Source organism: Streptomyces sp. NPDC040410 (genome assembly GCF_055595715.1).
The window spans coordinates 13,644-37,841 of the sequence record NZ_JBVIVK010000008.1 but is presented as its reverse complement, the minus strand read 5'-3'; the positions used below and the strand labels follow the sequence as shown (position 1 = coordinate 37,841).

Genomic DNA, 24,198 nt, shown 5'->3' with positions numbered 1-24,198 from the left:
GCAACAGGTCCAGGAGGTTGCGATCTGGTGACCTGACCCGTGAAGTGCGGGGCTCCAACCAGGTAAGACGTGACAGAGTGGGACGTATGGCCGCTTCCCCGGAAGACCCTCGACCCGCCGTCCCCTACGGCACCCCCGACGCCCCCCGCATCGCCGTCCGCGGTGAAGCACACCTCGAAGTCGACCCCGAGATCGCCCGCATCGGCATCACCGTCGCCTCCCGCGGCAAGGACCGCCGCAGCGCACTCGACGACCTCACCCGCCGCAACACCACCGCCCTCGACCTCATCAAGACCTACGGCGACGCGGTCGAACGCCTCGAAACCGGCTCCTTCTCCATCACCCCCGAACTCAAGGAACACGGCCGCGGCGAACGCATCCACGCTCACCACGGCCGCGTCCACATCACCGCCGAACTCACCGACTTCACGGCCCTCGGTGAACTCACCACCCGCCTCGCCGACTTGGAACTCACCCGTGTGGACGGCCCCTGGTGGGCCCTGCGCCCGAACTCGCCGGCCCACCGGGAAGCCCGCCAACAGGCCGTACGGGAAGCCGTCCAGCGCGCCCGGGAGTACGCCGACGCGCTCGGCACCAACCTCGCGGCCCTCGTGGAACTCGCCGACATCGGCGCCGAAGCCCCCCAGTCCTACCCGCCCGCCCCCGCCGGCCGCATGCGCTCCGTGGCCTACGCCGCGCAGGCCGAGGACAGTGCGGCGGCCCTCGACCTCGAACCCCAACGCCAACACGTCCACGCCCAGGTCAACGCCCGCTTCACCATGGCGCCGCCACGGCTGTAGCCGAAGTGCTGAGCACATTCGTCAGGATTTCGAAAGGATGGTCGAAATCATGGACTTCACGTTTCCTTGAACGCTCATCGGAGCACCCGGCCGCACAATTAAACACTTGTCAATAGCGCTTCACCCAGAGGTTGTTGAGTAGTCATGCACCGCCAATTCCCTACCCACCGGTAAGTCATAGGTTCGAACCATGCGCCGAGCAAAGATCGTCTGTACCCTGGGCCCCGCCACCGACTCGTACGACCAGATCAAAGCCCTGGTCGAAGCCGGAATGGACGTCGCCCGCTTCAACCTCAGCCACGGCAGCCACGCCGAGCACGAGGTGCGCTACGAACATGTGCGAAAGGCCTCCGACGAGACCGGCCGCAGCGTCGGAATCCTCGCCGACCTTCAAGGCCCGAAGATCCGCCTCGGCCGATTCACCGAAGGACCCGTACTCCTTGAACGCGGCGACACCTTCACCATCACCGTGGAAGAGGGCGTCGAAGGAGACCGCGAGAACTGCGGAACGACATACAATGGCCTCGCCGCCGACGTCACCCCCGGCGAACGCATCCTCGTCGACGACGGCAAGGTCTGCCTGGAGGTCACCGCCGTCGACGGCCTCCGCGTCCACACCACCGTCATCGAAGGCGGCATGGTCTCCGACCACAAGGGCCTGAACCTGCCGGGGGTCGCCGTCTCCGTCCCCGCCCTCTCCGAGAAGGACGAGGCAGACCTGCGATGGGCGCTGCGGGCGGGCTTCGACGTGATCGCGCTGTCCTTCGTCCGCAGCGGCCGCGACATCGACGACGTCCACCGCATCATGGACGAGGAAGGCCGCCGCCTCCCCGTCATCGCCAAGGTCGAGAAGCCCCAGGCGGTCGAAGCCATCGACGACATCGTCGCCGCCTTCGACGGCATCATGGTCGCGCGGGGAGACCTGGGCGTGGAGATGCCGCTGGAACAGGTCCCGATCGTCCAGAAGCGCGCGATCAAGCTCGCCAAGCGCAACGCCAAGCCCGTCATCGTCGCCACCCAGATGCTCGACTCGATGATCGACAACTCGCGGCCGACGAGGGCGGAGGCCTCGGACGTCGCGAACGCGGTGATCGACGGCACCGACGCGGTGATGCTGTCCGGAGAGACCAGCGTCGGCAAGTACGCCATCGAGACCGTCCGCACCATGGCGAAGATCGTCGAGGCAGCGGAGGAGGACATCCTCGCGAAGGGCCTCCCTCCACTGACCGAACGCAACAAACCGCGCACGCAGGGCGGAGCGGTCGCCCGCGCGGCGGCGGAAATGGGCGACTTCCTGGAGGCGAGGTTCCTGGTGGCCTTCACCCAGTCGGGAGACACGGTCCGCCGCCTGTCCCGCTACCGCTCCCCGATCCCCTTGCTGGCCTTCACGTCCCAGCCGGCCACGCGCTCCCAGCTGAGCCTGACATGGGGTGTGGAAACCTTCCTCGGGCCGCACGTCGACTCGACGGACGCGATGGTCGAGCAGGTCGACGAACTCCTGCTCGAGTACGGCCGCTGCGAGAAGGGCGACGTCGTCGTCATCACGGCCGGCTCCCCGCCGGGCGTCTCCGGCTCGACGAACCTCGTCCGGGTGCACCACGTGGGCGAGGACGACTCGTAAGGCCGGGCACCCGATGCTCAGTAGTGGCTGAGGTGGCCATCCGACCACTCTGCGTTACTGATCGTGGCTGCGCGCAGTAAAAAGCGGATGTTCACGAGAACGTGAACATCCGCTTCCAAAGTGCCCGGTGTGGGATTCGAACCCACATGCCCAAAGGGCACGGCATTTTGAGTGCCGCGAGTCTGACCAGTTCCTCCAACCGGGCAAGCTGAGTGGCTGTCGGGAATCATACCGGGTCACCGCGGCCCCCCGCCTCTAGGTAGGCTGCGTTAGCAGCACCACCTGCCCGGCCCGCAACAAGGAGCCCCCCGTGACCGCCCCCGAGTCGCCCCAGCCCGTAGACGTGCCCGACGACGACAAGTCGCACGTCCCTCCGCTGACGACCCGTGTCGTCATCGCCGAGGACGAGGCCCTGATCCGGCTCGACCTCAAAGAGATGCTGGAGGAGGAGGGCTACACCGTAGTGGGCGAGGCCGGTGACGGTGAGCAGGCCATCGAGCTCGCCCGCGAGCACAAGCCTGACCTGGTCATTCTCGACGTGAAGATGCCCAAGCTGGACGGCATCTCGGCGGCCGAGAAGATCGCCGAGGAGCGCATCGCCCCCGTGCTGATGCTCACCGCGTTCTCGCAGCGCGACCTCGTGGAACGCGCGCGGGACGCCGGTGCGATGGCGTATCTCGTGAAGCCGTTCAGCAAGAGTGACGTGGTTCCGGCGATCGAGATGGCCGTCTCCCGCTTCACGGAGCTGAAGGAGCTGGAGAACGAGATCGCCGATCTCACCCAGCGCCTGGAGACCCGCAAGCTGGTCGACCGCGCGAAGTCGATCCTGCAGACGGAGTACGGGCTGACCGAGCCCGCCGCGTTCCGGTGGATCCAGAAGACCTCCATGGACCGTCGGATGTCCATGCAGCAGGTCGCCGAGGCGGTCATCCAGGACTCCGACGAGAAGAAGGCGTCGAAGGGCTGAGGCTCCGGCCCCGTAAGCGAGGTCGGCCCCACGACACGAGCGAGGCCCGCGCCCCCGGGAAGGGGGTGCGGGCCTCGTCGTTCGACCGGCAGAGGGAACTCAGTCCTCGCCGAGGTACGCCTTCCGTACCGACTCGTCGTGCAGCAGGTCCCGCCCGCTGCCGGAGAGGACGATGTTGCCGATCTCCATGACGTGTCCGTGGTCGGCGAGCGAGAGCGCCGCCTGGGCGTTCTGTTCGACGAGCAGGATGGTCGTGCCCTGGGACTTGAGTTCGGCGATGGTCGCCATGATCTTCTGCATCATGATCGGCGAGAGGCCCATGGAGGGTTCGTCGAGCATGAGCAGCTTGGGCTGGGACATGAGCGCGCGGCCCATGGCCAGCATCTGCTGCTCACCGCCGGAGAGGGTGCCCGCGGCCTGCTTGCGGCGCTCTCCCAGGATCGGGAAGAGGTCGTAGGCGCGCTGGATGTCCTTCTCGATGCCCGCCTTGTCGCTCCGGAGGAAGGCTCCGAGGCGGAGGTTGTCCTCGATCGTCATGCGCGGGAAGATGTGCCGCCCCTCGGGGGAGTGGGCGAGGCCGAGCGAGACGATGTGGTGGGCGGGGGTCTTCTTCAGGGACTTGCCGTCGAACTTGATCTGGCCCCCGACCGGCTTGAGCAGGCCGGAGAGGGTGCGCAGGGTGGTGGTCTTGCCGGCGCCGTTGGTGCCGATGAGGGTGACGACCTCGCCTGCTTCGACCTTGAAGGAGATGCCCTTGACGGCTTCGATCTTGCCGTAGGCGACGCGGAGGTCCTCGACCTCGAGGAGTGCGGTCATCGGTCGTTCTCCTTGCCGGGCGCGGCGTCCGTCGTGGTGTCGGCGTTGGCCTCGGCGGCTGCTACTTCGGCGGCTTCCGCGTCGCCGGGGGCGTTCTCGAAGGGTTCACCGAGGTAGGCGGCGATCACTCGCTCGTCGCCCTGCACGGTCGCGCTGTCGCCTTCGATGAGCTTCTCGCCCTGGACGAGGACGGCGACTCGGTCGCAGAGGTTGAAGATGAAGCGCATGTCGTGCTCGATGACGAGGACGGCGATGCCCCTGTCGCGGATGGCGAAGACCAGTTCCTCGGTGGCCCGCGTCTCCTGGGGGTTCATGCCGGCCGTCGGCTCGTCGAGCAGGAGCAGGCCCGGCTCGCTTGCCAGCGCTCGCGCGATCTCGAGCTTGCGCTGTTCGCCGTAGGGGAGGTTGCGGGCGAGGTGTTCGGCCTTCTTCGCCAGGCCCACGAACTCGAGGAGTTCCATGGCGCGGGCGCGTGAGGCGGCTTCGGCCTTGTGGAAGCCGGGGCCGCGCAGCAGTGCCGACCACAGGCCTTCCTTGGTCCGGGTGTGGCGGCCGACGAGCACGTTTTCCAGCACCGTCATGTTGGCGAACAGGCGGATGTTCTGGAAGGTGCGGGCGATGCCGGCCGCGGTGACCTTGAAGGACTTGGGCGGCAGGACGTTGCCCTTGTAGCGGACTTCGCCCTCGGTGGGGATGTAGAGGCCCGTCAGGCAGTTGAAGAAGGTGGTCTTGCCGGCGCCGTTCGGGCCGATGAGGCCGACGATTTCGCCGCTGTTGACCGTGAAGTTGACGTTGCGTACGGCGGTGAGGCCGCCGAAGCGCATGGTGACGCCGCGTGCGTCGAGCACGGTCTGCCCGGGGGCGGTGGCGCCCGGAGTGGCGCCCTGCGTGGTGGTGTCGGTAGTCATCGTGGTCAGGCCCCTGCCTTGCTGAGGACTGCGGGTGCTTCCGTCTCTTCGTGGAATTCGAGCTGGCGGCGCCGGTTCGGGATGAGGCCTTCGGGGCGGAAGCGCATCAGGATGACGAGCGCGAGGCCGAAGGCGAAGAGCTGGTAGTCGCCCAGGAACTGGAGCTTGGCCGGGATCAGGTAGAGCAGTGCGGCGCCGACGAGGGGTCCGGCGATGGTGCCCATGCCGCCGAGGACGACCGCGGCCAGGAGGAAGGCCGAGTTGGGGGGTACGACGTGGGCGAACTGGTACTGCTCGGGGGTCACCGTGTAGGTGACGTGTGCCTGGACGGAGCCGGCGAGGCCGGCGAGGCAGGCGCCGAGGGCGAAGGCGATGAGCTTGACGCGGAAGCCGTTGATGCCCATGGCGAGTGCGGCGGTCTCGTCCTCGCGGATGGCGATCCAGGCCCGGCCGATGCGGGAGTCGCTGCTGCGTCGGAAGACGACGACGACGATCAGGGTGATGAGCAGCATCAACAGGAAGTAGTTCGCGAATCGCGCGATGCTGAAGCCGAGGATGCTGTGTTCCTGGCCGAAGTCGAAGCCGAGGATGTTGAGGTTCGGGATCGACGAGATGCCGTTGGAGCCGTTGGTGACGTCGGGTCCGGAGGTGCCGTCCATGTTGAGGACGGTGATGCGGAAGATCTCTCCGAAGCCGAGGGTCACGATGGCGAGGTAGTCGCCGCGCAGGCGGAGGGTGGGGGCACCGATGAGGACGCCGAAGATCATGGCGACGACGGCGCCGAGGATGGCGGAGGCCCAGAAGGGCCAGTGGACGTGGAGGGGTGAGGAGGGGGAGCCGGAGACCAGGGCCGCGGTGTAGGCGCCGACGCCGAGGAAGGCGACGTATCCGAGGTCCAGGAGGCCGGCGAGGCCGACGACGATGTTGAGGCCGAGGGCGACGGTGGCGAAGATCAGGATGTAGACGCCGATGGTCGCGTACTGGTCGTCGGACTGGGTGAAGGGGAAGGCGGCGGCGGCGGCGAAGGCGCCGAGCATCGTGATGTTGCGGTGCTTGGCGGTGATCGCCGAGACCCGGGCCACGAGCCCGGCCTTGGCGAGGGCGCCGAAGCCGAAGCCGACGGTGATGAGGAAGCCGACGAAGAGTTCGTCGTACTCGGTGCCGATGCCGTAGGTGAAGACGGTCAGGCCGACGGTCATGGCCGCGACGATGACCAGGATTTCGGCGTAGGCGGGGATCTTGCGGGCCGGGGCGAGGGTGCCGGTGGCGACGGCCGCCTTGATGACGGTGCGCGTGTGGCGCGCGTTGTGGCGGAACTGCTCCCAGCCGGTGTCGTCGGGGTCGATCGGGTCGGGCGCCGGCCGTTCGAAGGGCAGGGCGAGTGCGCCGAGGACGGCGGCGAGGGTGGTGAGGCCGGCGATCCAGCCGCCCGGCTCGAGGTTGACGAGGCCGCCGAGCTTGGTGCTGATGGCGAGGATCGTGTACCAGGCGGTGGCGAAGGTGCCGAGTGCGGCGAGCTTGAGCGCGCTGTCGGCGCCGGCGGGGGTCAGCCAGCCGAGGCCCTTGACGCCGTAGGAGGCGAGGCCGAAGAGGGTGGTGAGGACGCCGCCGATGAGGACGAGGACCTGGAGGCCGCCCGGCTCGCCGTACCAGGTGAGGTCGCCCGGGAATGCGGGGGTCCAGGTCCAGGCGAGGAAGGTGGAGACGATGGCTCCGGCGCCGCCGGCGGTGGCGAGGGCGCGGCCGATGGCGGGCGGGATGCCGATGAGGCCCTTGGGCGTGCCCGCGCTGGGGACGCTGGGGGTCTGGGAGGGGGTGGTCTGTGTGGTCATCGGTGTCACGCCCTGTCCGCGACGCGCTCGCCGAGCAGGCCCTGTGGCCTGAAGAGGAGCACGAGGATGAGGAGTACGAAGGCCCAGACGTTGGCCCAGGACTGGCCGCCGAGCTTGTCCATGCCGGGGACGTCGGCGATGTAGGCGGTGGCCATGGTCTCGGCGACGCCGAGGACGAGGCCGCCGATCATGGCGCCGTAGATGTTGCCGATGCCGCCGAGGACGGCCGCGGTGAAGGCCTTGAGGCCGAGGATGAAGCCCATGCGGAAGTCGATCTGGCCGTACTTGAGGCCGTAGGCGACGGATCCGACGGCGGCGAAGGCGGCACCGAGGGCGAACGCGATCACGATGATGCGGTCGGTGTTGATGCCCATGAGCTTCGCGGTGTCGGGGTCCTGGGCGGTGGCCTGCATGCCGCGTCCGGTGCGGGTCTTCATGACGAAGTAGGCGAGGATCGCCATGCTGATGGGAGCGGCGATGAAGAGGAAGATGTCGCCGGTCTGGATGGTGACGTCGCCGATGTTGAAGGGCCCGCCCTGGATCTCCGGGAAGGTGATCGGGGAGTCGGCCTCGGGGTACCAGGCCCAGACGGCCTGCTGGAGTGCGAGGGAGAGGCCGATGGCGGTGATGAGGGGGGCGAGGCGTGGCGCGTTGCGCAGGGGGCGGTAGGCGAACCGTTCCGCCCCGACGGCGACCGTGACGGCGACGAGGATGGCACCGACGAGCATCAGTGGCAGGGCAATCGCCATGGAGGTGCCGTCGGGAAGGATGTAGAGGTAGACCGTGATGGCGCCGAAGGCCCCGGTCATGAAGATCTCGCCGTGGGCGAAGTTGATGAGCTGGACGATGCCGTAGACCATTGTGTAGCCGATGGCGACCAGCCCGTACATGGATCCTAGTAGCAGGCCGTTGACCAGCTGCTGCGGCAGTTCGTTCACCGCATGTCCTCCGAGACTATCGGGCTTTCGACGGATGTGGCCGGATGCGAGTCCGCGCGGGGCGCCTGGTGGTGCGGCGCCTCGCGCGGCTCTCGGGTGGTGGGGGTGGGTCAGCCGGTGTAGGTACCGGACTTCGCGGCCTTCCAGGCACCGTTCTCGACGGCGTACACGGTGAGCTGCTTGTTGGTGGCGTCACCGAACTTGTCGAAGGCGACCTTGCCGGTCACACCGTCGAAGGAGACGTTCTGTACGGCCGCCGTGATCTGGTCGCGGGCGTCGGAGGGCAGCTTGCCGTCGTTGGCGTCGACGACCGACTTCACGGCCTGGATGATCGCCCACGCGGCGTCGTAGGAGTAGCCGCCGTACGCCGCGTACTCCTCCTTGTAGCCGGCCGCCTTGTAGTCCGCGACGAACTGCTTGGCGGAGGAGAGGGTCTCGACGGGGGCGCCGACCGAGGTGGCGAGGTCGCCGGTGCTCTTGGCGCCCGCGAGCTGGATGAAGGTCGGGTCGTAGATGCCGTCGCCGCCGACCAGCGGGACCTTGGCTCCGGCGGCCTTGATCTGCTTGCTGAGCGGGCCGGCCTGCGGGTACTCGCCGCCGTAGTAGACGACGTCGGCACCGGAGTTCTTCACCTGGGTCGCGACCGCGGAGAAGTCCTTGGAGTCGGGGTCGATGTGCTGGGTGCCGACGATCTTGCCGCCGAGCTTCTTGAACTCTTCGGTGAAGGTGGCGGCGAGGCCCGCGCCGTAGGTCTTCTTGTCGTCGATGACGAAGACCTTCTTCTTCTTGGCGTCGTTGTAGACGTACTGGGCGGCGAAGGGGCCCTGGATGGCGTCCGTGGTCGCCGTGCGGAAGTACGACTTGTAGGGGCGGACCTGCTTGCTCTGCCAGTCGGCGCCCTGGGTGAGGGCCGGGCCGGTGTTGGCCGGGGAGATCTCGACGAGTTTGGCGTCGTCGAAGACCTTCTGCATGGACTCGGCGACGGAGGAGTTCAGCGGGCCGACGACGCCGACGACGTTCTTGTCGGCGACGAACTGGGCGGCGTTCTGCTGACCCGAGGAGGGCTGCGCCTGGTCGTCGAGCGCTTCGACCTTGAAGGTGACGCCGTCGACGAGCTTCTGCTTGTTGGCCGTCTTGGCGGCGAGGTCGACGGAGTTCTTGATACCCAGGCCCAGCGCGGACAGGTCACCCGTCAGTGGGGCGTCGATTCCGATGGTGACGGTGGTTCCGCCGGTACCGGAGTCCGAGCCGCCTTTCTCGTCGCGCGAGCCGCAGGCGGTGAGGGTGAGTGCTCCCGCAGCCAGCGCGGCGGTGATGGCGATGAGTGAGCGTTGACGCACGATCAGTCCTTTCCCTGGCGGCTCTCTCCCCTCTGGAAGAGGCCGAGTCTGCGCTGTCGGCCGAAGTGATATTTCGGTGGCGCGGTGACTGGGCGTGACTCTAAGGGCGGGTGGGGAACATGGAGGAGGGTCTGACGGAGGCTGTGACGCTCTTGTTATGACACGTCGTAATGCAGAGCGGTACTGAGAGGGCAGAACAGTGGAATTCAAGCCGATTTGTCCTGTCCAGATAGTGAGAACCTGCAGGACCCACCTAGGTGGGTCAGGTGCGTAAGGCGTTTTGGTAATTACCCAGTGTGGTTGCAGGCGACTTGAAGGGCCTCTGACAGGTGCTCTTCGTAGCGTGCGCCCAGGATGTAACTCTGCACTTGTATTGCGCGTGTATTACGCAGGGTTACATCCAGGAAAGGGAGTCCGGCGCTCTGTGGCGCTTTCTGGCATTCCGTCACATGCATCGTGATGACGATCTTTCGACTCGATCCCGCCTTCGTGCGGAACGGGGTCCGTGGAGCCGATGTGAGGGACAGGCCGGCATAGGGCTGGGAAATCCCAGTCACGGTGACCTGCGGACCGGACGGCACGCTCACTTCCACCGCGAAGCTGAAGGTCCTGGGCCGGACTCCCTTCGGCGTGGTCACCTGATCGAGGTAGGTGACGTCGACCGCCTGGGCGGGGTACGGCACTTCGGGCGGCGGGGGCTCATGCGGCCGGGTCGCGTAGAGGTAGCCGCCGCCGGCCAGGAGGACGGCGGTCGCGGCCGCGGTGAGGGCCGCGCGCCGGTGCCCGGCGTACCACGGTGCGAGACGCTCGCGCGAACGGCCGGGCGGGGAAGGGGAGTTCGGCGTCGTGTCCCGCGCGCGCGTGCCCTCGCCCGGCTCCACGGGGCCGACGCCGCTCACTGCCACGGCCCGTTGCTCGGACCGCCGGTGCGGTACCAGTCCTCGCAGCCCTGACGCGCCCCGCGGTCGATCAACTCGTCTGCGGCTGCGGCTCCTTGGCGCTTCTTCTCGGCCCGGGCTGCGTCCACGACGTCCCGCAGGATCTCGTACTGTCCGTTGGACAGCCCCATCGACTGGTAGTCCCCGTAGGTGTTTTCGTCCAGAACCTCGCGCGACCAGTGGGCGACGATCCGCGCGCACAGGTCCTCCGGGGGTGTGGCCGACGCGGATGCGGAGGTGGTGTCTTCGGCGCCCGTGGCGTCCGACTCCCCCGACTCCCCGCATCCGCTGACCAAGGTGCCTGTCGCGAGCGCCAGCGCAAGCCCGAATCCGAGCACGGCCCCCGGCCGGGGGGCTACTCCCTTTTGCATGCCATGACGCTATGGCCTGTGCGGGTGATCGGGCCAGAGGCGGGGCGGGGCCCCGCCGGTGCGCGGCGGTCAGCCTGCCGCGCGCACCCGCTCCCCGTCGGCCGGGCCCACGTCCCGCAGCAGGCAGGTGAGGCGCGCGGTGCACACGCGCCGCCCCTGCTCGTCGCTGATCACGATCTCGTACGTCGCCGTCGACCGGCCCCGGTGCACGGGCGTGGCCACGCCGGTGACCAGGCCGGAGCGCACGCCTCGGTGGTGGGTGCAGTTCAGGTCGACGCCGACGGCGATCTTGGAGGTGCCGCCGTGCAGCATCGAGCCGACCGAGCCCAGCGTCTCGGCCAGCACCGCGGAGGCTCCGCCGTGCAGCAGACCGTACGGCTGGGTGTTGCCCTCCACCGGCATCGTCCCGACGACCCGGTCCGCGGAGGCCTCCACGATCTGCACGCCCATGCGCGTCCCGAGGTGGCCGGCGGAGAACAGGGCCGGGAGGTCGACGCCGAGCGCGGCGTACTCGTCGATGACCTCCTGCGGGAACTTCACGTGCTGCTGCTCGCCCATGGGCCGGGGCTCCGTTCGTCTTGACCGGTAACGACTTCTGGCTGAGCAAACGCTCAGTCGGTGGTCGATTGTTCCAGACGCACCACGACGGACTTGCTGGCCGGGGTGTTGCTCGTGTCTGCCGTGGCGTCCAGGGGGACGAGTACGTTGGTCTCCGGGTAGTACGCGGCCGCGCAGCCCCGGGCCGTCGGATAGAACACCACCCGGAAGCCGGGCGCCCGCCGCTCCACGCCGTCCTTCCACTCGCTCACCAGGTCGACGTACGAGCCGTCGGCGACCTTGAGCGTCCGCGCGTCCTCCGCGTTCACCAGGATCACCCGGCGGCCGTTCTTGATGCCCCGGTAGCGGTCGTCGAGGCCGTAGATCGTGGTGTTGTACTGGTCGTGCGAGCGCAGCGTCTGCAGGAGGAGGCGGCCCTCGGGCAGCTCGGGGTGCTCCACCGGTGCGGCGGTGAAGTTGGCCTTGCCGGTGGCGGTCGGGAAGCGGCGCTCGTCGCGTGGGGCGTGCGGAAGAGCGAAGCCTCCGGGGTGCGCCACGCGCGCGTTGAAGTCCTCGAAACCGGGGATCACGCGCGCGATGCGGTCACGGATCGTGGCGTAGTCCTTCTCGAACTCCTCCCACGGGACCTTGCTCTCCTCGCCGAGCACACGCCGGGCCAGGCGGCAGACGATGGCCGGCTCGGACAGCAGGTGCGCGCTCGCGGGCTCCAGGCGGCCCCGGGAGGCGTGCACCATGCCCATGGAGTCCTCGACCGTCACGAACTGCTCCGCGCTGTTCCCGTTCGGGCCGACCTGGAGGTCGCGCTCGGTGCGGCCGAGAGTCGGCAGGATCAGGGCACGCGCGCCCGTGACGGCGTGCGAGCGGTTGAGCTTCGTCGACACGTGCACGGTCAGCCTGGCCCGCCGCATGGCAGCCTCGGTGACCTCCGTGTCGGGAGAGGCGGAGACGAAGTTGCCGCCCATCGCGAAGAAGACCTTCGCCTCGCCGTCGCGCAGAGCGCGGATGGCCCGTACGACGTCGTAGCCGTGCTCGCGCGGCGGGGCGAAGCCGAACTCCTTCTCCAGGGCGTCCAGGAAGGCGGGGGCCGGCCGCTCGAAGATGCCCATCGTGCGGTCGCCCTGCACGTTCGAGTGGCCGCGCACCGGGCACACGCCCGCGCCCGGGCGGCCGATGTTGCCGCGCAGGAGAAGGAAGTTGACCACCTCGCGGATGGTCGGCACGGAATGCTTGTGCTGGGTGAGGCCCATCGCCCAGCACACGATGGTGCGCTGTGAGGCGAGGACCATGCGCAGGGCTTCCTCGATCTCCTGCCGGGACAGGCCGGTCGCCGTGAGCGTCTCGTCCCAGTCCGCGGCGCGGGCGGCGGCCGCGAACTCCTCGTAGCCGTGGGTGTGTTCGCGGACGAAGTCCTCGTCGACCGCGCCCTCCGTCTCGAGGACCAGCTTGTTCAGCAGGCGGAAGAGTGCCTGGTCGCCGCCGATGCGGATCTGCAGGAACAGGTCGGTGAGGGCGGCACCGGCGGTGAGGCCCTTGGGGGTCTGCGGGTTCTTGAAGCGCTCCAGGCCGGCCTCGGGGAGCGGGTTGACGCTGATGATCCGCGCCCCGTTCGCCTTGGCCTTCTCCAGCGCGGAGAGCATGCGCGGGTGGTTGGTGCCGGGGTTCTGGCCGGCGACGATGATCAGGTCGGCCTTGTAAAGGTCCTCGAGCAGGACACTGCCCTTGCCGATGCCGATCGTCTCGGACAGGGCCGAGCCGGACGACTCATGGCACATGTTCGAGCAGTCGGGCAGGTTGTTGGTGCCCAGCTCGCGCGCGAACAGCTGATAGAGGAAGGCCGCCTCGTTGCTGGTGCGTCCGGAGGTGTAGAAGAGGGCCTCGTCGGGAGAGCCGAGGGCGGCGATCTCCTCGGCGACGATGTCGAAGGCACGCTCCCAGGTGACCGGCTCATAGTGCTCTCCCCCCTCGGGGAGGTACATGGGGTGCGTCAGGCGGCCCTGCTGGCCCAGCCAGTAGCCGCTGCGGCCGGACAGGTCGGCCACGGAGTGCGCGGCGAAGAACTCCGGCGTGACCCGGCGCAGGGTGGCCTCCTCGGCGACCGCCTTGGCGCCGTTCTCGCAGAACTCCGCAGCGTGCCGGTGCTCCGGCTCCGGCCAGGCGCAGCCCGGGCAGTCGAAGCCGTCCTTCTGGTTGACCCGCAGCAGGGTCAGCGCGGTGCGCTTCACGCCCATCTGCTGCTGGGCCATGCGCAGGCTGTGCCCGATGGCCGGGAGCCCCGCGGCCGCGTGCTTCGGCCCGGCGACCTGCGGCGCGTCCTGAACCGGATCACCCTTGGGCGGCTTCGTCGCCATCGCGCACTCTCCTTCACGCACACGTATGAGTACGACTCCGATCCTCGCACGCGCCGCCGACACTGCTTGCGGCCGGGCGTACGCAACGGGCGAGCAGTGGTTGCGGCCGCCCAGGATCTCCCCGCGCACGTCTCTCCGCTCCGTCCGCGGCAACAGTGATCGACGACGACGGCGGAGTCCGGGGGAGCCGAACCGGCCGGGACCCCGACTGTCAGTGGCTCGTGGCAGGATCGGGGTCGTGGCAGAGACAGCATCGAAGAAGACCGACAAGACCCCCGGCGGCAGCCGTCCACGGCTGATGCTCATGGACGGGCACTCGCTGGCCTACCGCGCGTTCTTCGCGCTGCCCGCGGAGAACTTCACGACCGCGGCGGGCCAGCCGACGAACGCGATCTACGGCTTCGCGTCGATGCTGGCCAACACGCTGCGCGACGAGTCGCCCACACACTTCGCGGTGGCCTTCGACGTGTCCCGCAAGACCTGGCGCTCCGAGGAGTTCACGGAGTACAAGGCCAACCGCTCCAAGACCCCGGACGAGTTCAAGGGCCAGGTCGAGCTGATCGGCGAGCTCCTCGACGCGATGCACGTCTCCCGGTTCGCGATCGACGGCTTCGAGGCCGACGACGTCATCGCCACGCTCGCCACCCAGGCCGAGGCCGAGGGCTTCGAGGTGCTGATCGTCACCGGCGACCGGGACTCCTTCCAGCTGGTGTCCGAGCACACGACGGTGCTGTACCCGACCAAGGGCGTCTCCGAGCTGACCCGGTTCACTCCGGAGAAGGTCTTCGAGAAGTACGGGTTGACGCCCGCCCAGTACCCCGACTTCGCGGCCCTGCGGGGCGACCCGTCCGACAACCTCCCGGGCATTCCCGGCGTCGGTGAGAAGACCGCCGCGAAGTGGATCAACCAGTTCGGGTCGTTCGCCCACCTCGTCGAGCGCGTCGACGAGGTCAAGGGCAAGGCCGGGCAGAACCTGCGCGACCACCTGGAGTCCGTCAAGCTCAACCGGCGGCTGACCGAACTGGAGCGGCAGGTGGAGCTGCCCAAGCCGGTCGCCGACCTTGAGCGCTCTCCGTACGACCGCAAGGGCGTCGCGATGGTCCTCGACACCCTGGAGATCAGGAACCCCTCACTGCGCGAGCGGCTGTTCGCGGTCGACCCCGGCGCCGAGCAGGCCGAGGAGACTCCGGTCGTCGCGGACGGTGTCGAGCTCGACGGCAGCGTGCTCGGTACCGGCGAAGTGGCCCCGTGGCTCGCCGAGCACGGCACCCAGGTGCTCGGCGTCGCCACGGTCGACGCCTGGGCGCTCGGTACGGGCTCGGTGGCCGAGATCGCCCTCGCCGCGGCCGGCGGAGCGGCGGCCTGGTTCGACCCCGCAGAACTGGACGAGGCCGACGAGACGGCGTTCGCGGCCTGGCTGGCCGACGACGACAAGCCGAAGGTCCTGCACAACGCCAAGGGCGTGATGCGGGTCGCCACCGAGCACGGCTGGAGCGTCGCCGGCGTCACCATGGACACCGCGCTCGCCGCCTACCTGGTCAAGCCCGGCCGCCGCTCCTTCGACCTGGACGCGCTGTCCCTGGAGTACCTGCACCGGGAACTGGCCCCCGCCGCCGCGGCCGACGGCCAGCTCGCCTTCGGCGCCGACGACGGCGCCGAGGCCGAGGCCCTCATGATCCAGGCCCGCGCCGTCCTCGACCTGGGCCAGGCCTTCGAGGGCCGCCTCCAGGAAGTCGGCGCGGCAGACCTGCTCCGCGACATGGAACTGCCCACCTCCGCGCTGCTGGCCCGGATGGAGCGGCACGGCATCGCGGCCGACAGGGCCCACCTCGAGGCCATGGAGCAGATGTTCGCGGGCGCCGTCCAGCAGGCGGTGAAGGAGGCCCACGCCGCCGCCGGGCATGAGTTCAACCTGGGCTCGCCCAAGCAGCTCCAGGAGGTCCTCTTCGGCGAGCTGGCCCTGCCCAGGACGAAGAAGACCAAGACGGGCTACACGACCGACGCCGACGCCCTGGCCTGGCTGGCCACCCAGACCGACAACGAACTGCCGGTCATCATGCTCCGCCACCGCGAGCAGGCGAAGCTGCGCGTCACCGTCGAGGGCCTGATCAAGACCATCGCGGCGGACGGCCGTATCCACACGACGTTCAACCAGACGGTCGCCGCGACCGGCCGTCTGTCCTCGACCGACCCGAACCTGCAGAACATCCCGGTCCGCACGGACGAGGGCCGGGCCATCCGCCGCGGCTTCGTGGTGGGCGAGGGCTTCGAGTCCCTGATGACGGCGGACTACAGCCAGATCGAACTGCGCGTGATGGCCCACCTGTCCGAGGACGCGGGCCTGATCGAGGCGTTCACCTCCGGCGAGGACCTGCACACCACGGCGGCCTCGCAGGTGTTCGCGGTGGAGCCCTCCGCGGTGGACGCGGAGATGCGCCGCAAGATCAAGGCGATGTCGTACGGCCTGGCGTACGGTCTGTCGGCCTTCGGCCTCTCCCAGCAGCTGAACATCGAGGCGGCCGAGGCCCGCGCCCTGATGGACGCGTACTTCGAGCGCTTCGGCGGCGTACGCGACTATCTGCGCCGGGCCGTCGACGAGGCACGGGCGACGGGGTACACGGCGACGCTCTTCGGCCGCCGCCGCTACCTCCCGGACCTCAACAGCGACAACCGCCAGCGCCGCGAGGCGGCCGAGCGCATGGCCCTCAACGCTCCCATCCAGGGCACGGCGGCGGACATCGTCAAGATCGCCATGCTCCAGGTCGACCGGGCGCTGCGGGAAGCGGACCTCAAGTCCCGCATGCTCCTCCAGGTCCACGACGAAATCGTCCTGGAGATCGCCCCCGGCGAGCGCGCTGCCGCGGAGGAACTGGTCCGCCGCGAAATGGCGAACGCGGTCCACCTGCGCGCCCCCCTGGACGTATCGGTGGGAGTCGGCCCGGACTGGGAGTCGGCAGCGCACTAGCCTCCGGCGGCCGGGCGGAGGGCGTGCTGGTGACATGCGGTGCCACACACGCCCTCCGCCATGTCGGAGCGCGAGCCGACACGTTTTCCTGCCGCGACGGCGAGCACCCACAGCGGTCTGAATTCGGCGGTACGAACGCGCCCGGGTGCCGGGGTCTCTGCCGACGGGGGTCGTGAGTCGCGGGGCTCCCGGGCCGCGGGCACAAGTTTCCCTCCGCAGCGGCGTGCACCCACGGCGGCGGGTCTCGGTGGTGCCGAACCGGCCGGTGCCGGGGTCTCCGCCGACGGGGGTCGTGAGTCGCGGGGCTCCCGGGCCGCGGGCACAAGTTTCCCTCCGCAGCGGCGTGCACCCACGGCGGCGGGTCTCGGTGGTGCCGAACCGGCCGGTGCCGGGGTCTCCGCCGATGGGGGGCGTGGGTCGCGGGGCTCCCGGGCCGCGGGCACAAAATCCCCGTGGCAACGGCGAGATCCCACGGCGGCGTGATTCGGCGGTGCCGAACCGGCCGGGCCGGGGTTCCCACCCTCAGGGGTCCCGGAACCACGAACGCCGGCTATGGAACCCGCACGGGCCGGGGTCTCCGACCCCCAGGGTCCCGGAACCACGAACGCCGGCTCTGGCACCAGGGGCACCGCCTCACACCCCGGGCCGCAAGGCCCCCGCGCCCAAGATCCACACCGCACCACCCCGCACCGCCCCGGCCCGACCCCCGGAGGGCCCGTCACTCGCGTGGCCCCCGTCAAGACGCCCCCCGAGCCCGCCGCCCGTAATGATGCGGGCATGGGTATACGCATGCTCCACCGCCGGACGGCCCAGGCACGGACGCAAGCGCAGGAGAACACCGCCGTGACCCCATGCAGGCCGCTCCCGGCCTTCGCCGCCGACGCGAGCACCGCCCGCATCCCGGGCGGAACTCGCACCGGCTTCCGGCGGGTCACGGCGGGCAGGTCGGTCCCGGAGTGCTGCGGTCGCATGGCCCGGCGCTGCCGCGACTACCTGGCCCGCCTCGTCACCCGGCTTCCGCACCCCCGCCCCACTGCCGCCCGCACCGTGCTCCTCATGCAGGACGGCCCCGTCAGCGAGCCGCCGGACGGCTCCCGCTCCGCTCCCGGCCGGCCCCGGCCGACGGACCAGGGACCCGGGCCGGACGCCAGGCCCTGACCCCCACGGCGTACAGCACCAACCCCAGAACCAGACCCGCGCCCGCCCCGAAGCAGAGCGTCGGAACGACCTCCCAGGGCTTCGCCCTGGGCCCCCACTCCTCCCACCACCGCGTCGTCCGGTGCGCCGCCCCGACCGCGGCGCAGCCGCCGACCACGAGACCGGCCCACCACCGGTCCCGTACCGACAGCGCCGGAACCCCCGCAGGGTCGGCGGCCCCGGACGCGCGCCGCAGGGCGCGCACCACGAACACGGCGATCCCGACAGCGGCGACCGCCGAACCGCCGTACTGCAGGTACCAGTACAGAGGGGAGCCCGCTATCTTCTCGCCCAGGACGGGGAACAGCCGCATCCCCCACCGGTCGAAATGTGTGAACGCGTCCCACACGACGTGCGTCAACGCCCCGAGCGCGGCGGAGACGTACCACCAGACCACGGAGGAAGGCCGTACGCGCGCGCGTGGCGCCCCGCAGCGCAACACCGCGGCCGGACGGCCCTGCCGGGCCCGCGGCAACAGCGCGACCAGCGGCTCGCGCAACAGCAGCCACAGCCCGACCAGCCCCCAGGCGACGAGCACATCGAAGGTGAACACGCCGGTGAAGGAGTGCGTGAAGTCTCCGAACTCCATCGCCCCGGACCGGACACTCGCCGCGTAGTACGTCATGTCGGGCGAGAAGGAACCCGCCACGAGCACGGCCGGCACCAGCGGGCCCCGGCCGGTTCCGTCGGTGCGCACGGCGGGCAGCACGGCCGCCGCATGGCTCAGAGTGAACGGCAACGGGGCTCCTCGTCACGGACGTCGGCCTGGCGGCGGGCCGGTTGATCACTTCGGTCCAGTATGAGTGACGTCGCCGCGGACCGACGCGACATGGTTAACCGGCGAAACCGGGCACGAACAGGTGCCCGCGCAAACGAAGTTGTCGTAGGGTCACTTGGGCCCCGGTGCTGGGGAGTACGTCGATCAGGCGAACAAAGCACGCAAAAGCAACTCGACGGCAACCAGCATCGCGAGCCGATCGTCAGAACAGGACGAGCAGACCAGACAGAGACGGGCGCTCGGGCGTCCACGGGGAGGGGTTCACTCTATGGCGGCGCATTTCGGCGGCAGGCTGCGCAAGGGAGCGGCGACCACCGCCGTGGCCGCGGCCGCGGTCGCGGCTCTCTCGGCGTCGCAGGCTCCCGGAGTGACGGGCGACGACAGCGGCAGGCAGACCACCACCGGCGCCCAGCCCGCAAGCGATGCGACCCCCCAGGACGGTGGCGCGACCGGCAACTCGCCGTACTACACCAACCTGCCGCCCCTGCGGAGCCCTAACCCCTCGCCGCCCACCGGAACCTCCGTCTCCCAGAACGACGCCGAGGCGGGCATCCCCGCGACAGTGCTCGACGCATACAAGAAGGCCGAGGCGGCGCTCCGCGAGGCGAAGCCCGGCTGCAACCTGCCCTGGCAGCTGCTCGCCGCCATAGGCAACGTCGAGTCCGGCCAGGCCCGCGGCGGCCGCGTCGACGCGAACGGCACCACGATCACGCCCATCCTCGGCCCGCAGCTCGACGGCAACGGCTTCGCGCTCATCAAGGACACCGACAACGGTGCCTACGACGGCAACAGCGCGTACGACCAGGCCGTCGGGCCCATGCAGTTCATCCCGTCCACCTGGGCGTGGGCGGGCCGCGACGGCAACGACGACGGCGAGAAGGACCCCAACAACGTCTATGACGCCGCCCTCGCCGCCGGCCATTACCTGTGCCGCTACGGCTGGGACCTGTCCACCCAGGCCGACCTCGACCGGGCGATCCTCAGCTACAACAACTCCCGGGACTACCTGAACACCGTTCTGAGGTGGCTGGAGTACTACCGCAAGGGCACCCACGAGATCCCGGACGGCACCGGCAGCATCCCCTCGGACCGCAGCGACGACGACGCCGGCGTGAACCCCGAGCCGTCGCCCCCGGCCTCGGAGAAGCCGGCTCCCAGGCCCGACAAGCCGGCTCCCAGGCCCGACAAGCCGGCTCCCCGGCCCGACAAGCCGGGCGGCGATTCCGGCAGCCCGAAGCCGACACCGCCGCCCAGCACCCCGCCGAGCGCGCCGCCCACCCCCACGGACACGGTGGACCATCTGGAAGACGCGGGCACCGCGAAGCTCACGGCGACGGCGGGCGACACCTTTGCCGAGAAGATCAGCACCCGCGCCGAGACCAAGGCGGGCAAGACGGTCGCCAAGGTCCGGATCCGCTTCACGATCATTGGCGACACCGATGCCACCTTCACTGGCGGCGAGAGCGTCGCCAGGGTCGTCACCGACGGCTCCGGCGTGGCCGTGGCGCCCGCCCTGCAGGCCGGTGAGGAGACGGGCGAATTCACCGTCCGCGCCACGGTCGTCGGCCGTAGGGTCAGCGGCCTCGACTACACCGCCACCGTCACCGAGCGCGTCGCCGACACCCTCGCCCGCACCAGCGAGACCCCGCTGACCTGCACCCCGGGCGGCGAGTTCGCGGACCAGGTCGAGGTGAAGGCCACGTACAAGGGCGCCGTCGCGGAGAAGGTCGCCGCCACCGCCACACTGATCAAGTCGGCCGACGACACGACCGAGAACGACAAGGGTCCCTACTTCGAGGACGCGGACGGCAAGACCGTACGCACCCTGACGGGCCTGGTGACGGACGAGAACGGCTTGCTGAAGCTGCCGGAGCTGTACGCCGACGACACCACCGGCACGTTCCTGCTCCGCATCGACACAGCGGGCGGCGCCACGCTGACGGTCGAACTGACCGTGGCGGCGGCCGAGACCTCGTCGCCGAGCGCGTCACCCAGCCCCACCGCGTAGTACCGCGGCACGCCACGACAGCGGCGGCGCTCCACCATGGCGACATGGCCAGCGGCGCCGCCGTCGTGTGTGACGTGTTCTCTTCTCACCCGCCGTTGCTACGGTGCCGGACCTGACGACCTATCAGTTCGCATCCGTCAGGGAGGCCGGCATGCGCGCCCTGATCGCCGCCGCGACCGGACTCGCTCTCGCGTTCGCTCTGGTCCTCACGCTCACGGCACTGGGGACACAGACGGGACAGACATCTCCGAAGCCGTTGCGGACAACGGTGCCCGCACACCCGTGACCGCTCGTCCGGTCCGCCCGGGAAGGAGGCCGAGATGGGCCGCAAGGTCAGTCTGATCCTGCTCGCCTTCGCCGTGTTCTTCGCGACGCTGTCCCCGCTGCTGCGCTGGTACGCATTCCCGCGCCTTGTCAGGGTCCCCGCGAACCAGTACCAGGACATGGTCCTGGAGGCGAAGGGCGCCACCCTCCTCGACTACGGCACGATGAAGGCCAGGAAGGTCTCCAAGGTCACCGTCGTGCAGACCCTCAAGGGCAACGTCGAGGCCTCCGAGCAGATCGAGAAGACCGCGGGCCGCGACGTCGTGGTCTGGGACGGCCTGTCCTACGTCCAGGGCCCCGACGGCAAGATGGTCTCCAAGATCCCCTAGCGCTACATCTTCGACGCCCGCACCTGGCCGTTCCTGACGGAGAAACGGGACTACGAGTACTTCGACGCGCAGGCGCGCGTGACCGCCCCCATCCACTACAAGGGCACCCAGAACTCCCGCGGCGTCGAGGTGTACTGCTTCGAGCAGACCATCCCGTGGACCCAGGTCCCGTTCCCCAGGACCATGCCCGTCGAGGGCATCACCCGCGAGTCGGTCGCCAGGACCGGCACGACCCGCTGGTACACCACGGTCCGCAAGTTCTGGGTCGAACCGCTGACCGGCGCCCCGGTCTACGGCGAGGAGATGCACAAGGAGGAGCTGCGCGGCGGCACGCTGCTCGGGGGCCGCGACAAGGTGACGGCGTTCGCCGGCCACGTGAAGATGCGCGAGGACTACATCGAGCACACCGTGGCCTGGTCGAGTCGAACCGCACCCTGGTCCTGCTGATGACGTCGTACCTGCCGTGGGGATTCCTGATCCTGGGCGTCCTTCTGCTGTCCCTCTCCCTCTACCTGGAGGCGCGCGCCGGCCGCCGGGGTGACCCGCCCCCCGCGCGGACGACGACGGATCCGGATCCGGTCACCGCCTGAGCCGTGCGCCGGTCACCGCCTGAGCCTGGCGTTGGTGTGCCGCGTCGGCTCGGCGGCGGCCGGGTCCTCGGGCCACGGATGCTTCGGATACCGGCCGCGCAGCTCCGCCCGTACGCCCCGGTAGCCGTCCCGCCAGAAGGAGGCGAGGTCCGCGGTGACGGCGACGGGGCGGCCGGCGGGGGAGAGAAGGTGGACGAGGACGGGCACCCCCGCCACGGCGGGCGACTCGTGCAGTCCGAACATCTCCTGCAACTTGACGGCGAGGACGGGCTGTTCGGGGTTGGCGTAGTCGATCCGGATCCTGGACCCACTGGGTACGGTGATCCGCTCGGGCGCCAGCTCGTCGAGCCGCACCGCATCTCCAGAGGACCAGGGCAACAGTCGCGCGAGCCCTTTCCCGGCGTCGATCCGCGCCAGGTCGGCCCGCCGCCGGGACCGACCGAGCTCGGGCTCCAGCCACTCGTCCACGCGCGCGTGGAGCGCGTCGTCGGACACGTCAGGCCAGGGATCGCCGAGGCGCAGGCGCAGAAAGGCGAGCCGCTGCCGCAGTACGGCGGCCTCGGCCGACCACCGCAGCAGCCCGAGCCCCTCCTGCCGCAGCCCTTCGAGAAGGGCATTCCGTACGAGTGCGGGGGCGGCGTCCCTGAGCGGCCGCACCCCCAGCTCCACGGCTCCGAGCCGCTCGACCCGCCGCGCGACGACGTCCCCGCCGGACCAGTGGACCTCGTCCCGCTCCTCCAACAGCGCACCGGCCGCGAGCCGCGCGACCTCCTCGTCGACGACCGCCCCGAGCTGCACGCGCGCGTGCCCCTTCCCGACCGGCCGATCGGCCACGGCGACCGCGATCCAGGGCGCAGCGAGCAACGCCGTGCCGTCGCGGACCTCTGCGCGGGTCCCGGAGACCATGAGGTAGGAACCGCCGCCGGCTTTGGCGACGCGCTCGGGGAAGGCGAGGGCCGCGACGAGCCCGACGAGACCGTCGTCCGACGACATGGTCCGCGAGCCCCCGACATCCGCCTCCACCGGAAGAGAGCCACGCGCGGGTGGGTGGGCGATGTCCGTCGCGACGGCCCGCAGCCGCCGCACCTCCGCCCGCCACCGTCCCGCATAGGCGTCACTCCCACGCCGAACGGACCGCAAAGCAGCGGCCAGATCATCCCCGTACTCCCGCGGCGCCTCCTCACTCAACAGCGCCACAACCTCCGCGGCCCGGTCCGCACCGACCACCGGCGCCGAATCCAGCAACGCCCGCCCCAACCGGGGATGCAAGCCCAGCCGCGCGAGCCGCACCCCCCGCTCCGTGGCCCGCCCGACGGAGTCCACGGCCCCGATCGCCGACAACACACCCCGCGCCGCCGCCATCGCCCCGGCCGGCGGCGGATCCAGCAACGCCAGCCCGGACGCCTCCGGATCGCCCCAGCACGCCGTCTGGAGGGCGAACGCCGTCAGATCGGCCACCTTGATCTCAGGGGCGGGGAAACGCGGCAGACGAGTGTCCTCGGCCTCCGCCCAGCACCGGTAGACCACTCCCGGCGCCTGACGCCCCGCGCGCCCGGCCCGCTGGCGCCCCGCCGCCTGCGAGGCCCGTACCGTCGTCAGAGCGCTCAGCCCGCGCACGTGGTCGACCCGCGGCTCCCGGGCGAGCCCCGAGTCCACCACGACCCGCACCCCCGGCACCGTCAGCGACGACTCGGCCACCGAGGTCGCCAGCACCACCCGCCGCCGCTCCCCGGGCGCGAGCGCCGCGTCCTGCGCGGCCGCCGGCGCCCGCCCGTGCACCTGCAGCACGTCCACACCGCCGAGATCCCCCAACTGCCGGGCGACCCGGGCGATCTCACCGACGCCGGGGAGGAAACAGAGCACGTCCCCGTCGTGCTCGGCCAGCGCCCGCCGTACCACCGACGCCACATGCGTCAGCAGCGCCGGGTCCACGCGCATGCCGTGCGGCGGCCGTACGGAGCGGGCCGACGGTGCCCAGACCACCTCGACGTCGTACGAGGCCCCCTGCGCCTCGACCACGGGCGCGCCGCCCAGCAGCCGCGCCCACCCCTGCGCGTCGGTCGTCGCCGACGCGGCCACAAGCCTCAGCTCGGGGCGCAGTGTCTCCCGCACGTCCCACAGGAAGGCGGCCACCGTGTCCGCGTCCAGATGACGCTCGTGGCACTCGTCGAGCATCACCACGTCGACACCGGCGAGTTCCTGGTCGCGCTGGAGCCGTTGGAGCAGCACGCCGGTAGTCACGACCTCCACGCGCGTGTGCCGACCGACGACGCGCTCGCCCCGCACCGTGTGGCCGACGCTCTCGCCCGCCTCCTCGCCCAGCAGCCACGCCATCCGCCGGGCCGCCGCCCGCGCCGCGATCCGCCGCGGCTCTGCCACGACCACCCGCCGTGCCGGCCCGTCCCCCAGCAGCCCGGCCAGCTCCAGCGGCACGAGGGTCGTCTTGCCGGTGCCGGGCGGCGCCACGAGGACCGCGGTGCCGTGTCCTTCCAGGGCGTCGCGCAGGGCGGGCAGGGCACCTCGTACGGGCAGGGCGTCAAGGGCGTCGTAACGGATCACGCCCCTAGTGT

Annotated in this window: 17 protein-coding genes, 1 tRNA gene and 1 pseudogene; 7 read left to right on the top strand and 12 right to left on the bottom strand. The window is 70.2% G+C overall.

From position 1 onward, the window contains the following. Positions 1 to 86: 86 nt before the first annotated feature. Both ACZ562_RS18070 and pyk read left to right on the top strand, forming a co-directional pair. Entirely contained in the window at positions 87 to 800 is a 714-nt protein-coding gene (locus ACZ562_RS18070) for an SIMPL domain-containing protein (RefSeq protein WP_471179712.1), read from the top strand. 190 nt (positions 801 to 990) lie between these two features. Beyond that, positions 991 to 2,421, top strand: a complete 1,431-nt coding sequence (gene pyk, locus ACZ562_RS18065; RefSeq protein WP_471179708.1) for a pyruvate kinase — start codon at positions 991 to 993, stop codon at positions 2,419 to 2,421. 121 nt (positions 2,422 to 2,542) lie between these two features. On the opposite strand, the gene ACZ562_RS18060 is transcribed toward pyk, so the two are convergent. Then, a tRNA-Leu gene (locus ACZ562_RS18060) sits at positions 2,543 to 2,626 on the bottom strand. A gap of 105 nt (positions 2,627 to 2,731) precedes the next feature. Here ACZ562_RS18060 and ACZ562_RS18055 point away from each other — a divergent pair. Beyond that, entirely contained in the window at positions 2,732 to 3,388 is a 657-nt protein-coding gene (locus ACZ562_RS18055) for an ANTAR domain-containing response regulator (protein WP_471179706.1), read from the top strand. Positions 3,389 to 3,487: 99 nt separating this feature from the next. On the opposite strand, the gene ACZ562_RS18050 is transcribed toward ACZ562_RS18055, so the two are convergent. The 9 genes from ACZ562_RS18050 to ACZ562_RS18010 all read right to left on the bottom strand — a co-directional run bounded on the left by ACZ562_RS18050 (position 3,488) and on the right by ACZ562_RS18010 (position 13,437). Further along, positions 3,488 to 4,204 carry an ABC transporter ATP-binding protein gene (locus ACZ562_RS18050; RefSeq protein ID WP_471179704.1) on the bottom strand — a complete coding sequence of 239 codons (717 nt, stop codon included), beginning with the start codon at positions 4,202 to 4,204 and terminating at the stop codon, positions 3,488 to 3,490. After that, positions 4,201 to 5,112 (bottom strand): ABC transporter ATP-binding protein, encoded by a 912-nt coding sequence (locus ACZ562_RS18045; protein ID WP_471179701.1) that lies wholly within the window; start codon positions 5,110 to 5,112, stop codon positions 4,201 to 4,203. The genes ACZ562_RS18050 and ACZ562_RS18045 overlap by 4 nt, the downstream gene beginning before the upstream one ends. A 5-nt stretch (positions 5,113 to 5,117) precedes the next feature. Continuing rightward, positions 5,118 to 6,944, bottom strand: coding sequence for a branched-chain amino acid ABC transporter permease (locus ACZ562_RS18040; protein WP_471179699.1), 1,827 nt, complete (start codon positions 6,942 to 6,944; stop codon positions 5,118 to 5,120). Positions 6,945 to 6,949: 5 nt separating this feature from the next. Then, positions 6,950 to 7,882, bottom strand: coding sequence for a branched-chain amino acid ABC transporter permease (locus tag ACZ562_RS18035; protein ID WP_471179696.1), 933 nt, complete (start codon positions 7,880 to 7,882; stop codon positions 6,950 to 6,952). A gap of 110 nt (positions 7,883 to 7,992) precedes the next feature. Then, positions 7,993 to 9,222 carry a branched-chain amino acid ABC transporter substrate-binding protein gene (locus ACZ562_RS18030; protein WP_471179694.1) on the bottom strand — a complete coding sequence of 410 codons (1,230 nt, stop codon included), beginning with the start codon at positions 9,220 to 9,222 and terminating at the stop codon, positions 7,993 to 7,995. Positions 9,223 to 9,509: 287 nt separating this feature from the next. After that, positions 9,510 to 10,121, bottom strand: a complete 612-nt coding sequence (locus ACZ562_RS18025) for a Tat pathway signal sequence domain protein (protein ID WP_471180315.1) — start codon at positions 10,119 to 10,121, stop codon at positions 9,510 to 9,512. Next, complete coding sequence (locus ACZ562_RS18020) at positions 10,118 to 10,531, bottom strand: hypothetical protein (RefSeq protein WP_471179691.1); 414 nt, start codon at positions 10,529 to 10,531, stop codon at positions 10,118 to 10,120. Before ACZ562_RS18020 ends, ACZ562_RS18025 begins: the two co-directional genes overlap by 4 nt. 69 nt (positions 10,532 to 10,600) lie before the next feature. Further along, positions 10,601 to 11,089, bottom strand: coding sequence for a hotdog fold thioesterase (locus tag ACZ562_RS18015; protein ID WP_471179689.1), 489 nt, complete (start codon positions 11,087 to 11,089; stop codon positions 10,601 to 10,603). Positions 11,090 to 11,142: 53 nt separating this feature from the next. Next, positions 11,143 to 13,437 (bottom strand): FdhF/YdeP family oxidoreductase, encoded by a 2,295-nt coding sequence (locus tag ACZ562_RS18010; RefSeq protein WP_471179687.1) that lies wholly within the window; start codon positions 13,435 to 13,437, stop codon positions 11,143 to 11,145. A gap of 238 nt (positions 13,438 to 13,675) precedes the next feature. On the opposite strand from ACZ562_RS18010, the gene polA reads away from it, so the two are divergent. Then, the gene (gene polA, locus ACZ562_RS18005) at positions 13,676 to 16,402 is read left to right on the top strand and encodes a DNA polymerase I (RefSeq protein WP_471179686.1); all 2,727 of its coding nucleotides are present in this window, start codon (positions 13,676 to 13,678) and stop codon (positions 16,400 to 16,402) included. A 1,072-nt stretch (positions 16,403 to 17,474) separates the two neighbouring features. On the opposite strand, the gene ACZ562_RS18000 is transcribed toward polA, so the two are convergent. Beyond that, on the bottom strand, positions 17,475 to 18,338 hold the full coding sequence (locus ACZ562_RS18000; RefSeq protein ID WP_471179683.1) for a DUF4184 family protein: 864 nt from the start codon (positions 18,336 to 18,338) through the stop codon (positions 17,475 to 17,477). Positions 18,339 to 18,645: 307 nt separating this feature from the next. On the opposite strand from ACZ562_RS18000, the gene ACZ562_RS17995 reads away from it, so the two are divergent. From ACZ562_RS17995 to pgfA, 3 genes and pseudogenes are all read left to right on the top strand, one after another. After that, positions 18,646 to 20,385, top strand: a complete 1,740-nt coding sequence (locus ACZ562_RS17995; RefSeq protein ID WP_471179681.1) for a lytic transglycosylase domain-containing protein — start codon at positions 18,646 to 18,648, stop codon at positions 20,383 to 20,385. 151 nt (positions 20,386 to 20,536) lie between these two features. Further along, the gene (locus ACZ562_RS17990; RefSeq protein ID WP_471179679.1) at positions 20,537 to 20,671 is read left to right on the top strand and encodes an SPW_0924 family protein; all 135 of its coding nucleotides are present in this window, start codon (positions 20,537 to 20,539) and stop codon (positions 20,669 to 20,671) included. 34 nt (positions 20,672 to 20,705) lie between these two features. Next, positions 20,706 to 21,628, top strand: a pseudogene (pgfA, locus tag ACZ562_RS17985) (cell envelope lipid trafficking protein PgfA). A gap of 12 nt (positions 21,629 to 21,640) precedes the next feature. Here pgfA and hrpB read toward each other — a convergent pair. Further along, positions 21,641 to 24,187 carry an ATP-dependent helicase HrpB gene (gene hrpB, locus ACZ562_RS17980; protein WP_471179676.1) on the bottom strand — a complete coding sequence of 849 codons (2,547 nt, stop codon included), beginning with the start codon at positions 24,185 to 24,187 and terminating at the stop codon, positions 21,641 to 21,643. Between the last annotated feature and the right edge of the window lie 11 nt (positions 24,188 to 24,198).

Coding starts and splice junctions, on each gene's coding strand:
- ACZ562_RS18070 (WP_471179712.1), top strand. CDS start 87: ATGGCCGCTTCCCCGGAAGACCCTCGACCCGCCGTCCCCTACGGCACC.
- pyk (WP_471179708.1), top strand. CDS start 991: ATGCGCCGAGCAAAGATCGTCTGTACCCTGGGCCCCGCCACCGACTCG.
- ACZ562_RS18050 (WP_471179704.1), bottom strand. CDS start 4,204: ATGACCGCACTCCTCGAGGTCGAGGACCTCCGCGTCGCCTACGGCAAG.
- ACZ562_RS18045 (WP_471179701.1), bottom strand. CDS start 5,112: ATGACTACCGACACCACCACGCAGGGCGCCACTCCGGGCGCCACCGCC.
- ACZ562_RS18040 (WP_471179699.1), bottom strand. CDS start 6,944: ATGACCACACAGACCACCCCCTCCCAGACCCCCAGCGTCCCCAGCGCG.
- ACZ562_RS18020 (WP_471179691.1), bottom strand. CDS start 10,531: ATGCAAAAGGGAGTAGCCCCCCGGCCGGGGGCCGTGCTCGGATTCGGG.
- ACZ562_RS18015 (WP_471179689.1), bottom strand. CDS start 11,089: ATGGGCGAGCAGCAGCACGTGAAGTTCCCGCAGGAGGTCATCGACGAG.
- ACZ562_RS18010 (WP_471179687.1), bottom strand. CDS start 13,437: ATGGCGACGAAGCCGCCCAAGGGTGATCCGGTTCAGGACGCGCCGCAG.
- ACZ562_RS17995 (WP_471179681.1), top strand. CDS start 18,646: ATGGCGGCGCATTTCGGCGGCAGGCTGCGCAAGGGAGCGGCGACCACC.
- ACZ562_RS17990 (WP_471179679.1), top strand. CDS start 20,537: ATGCGCGCCCTGATCGCCGCCGCGACCGGACTCGCTCTCGCGTTCGCT.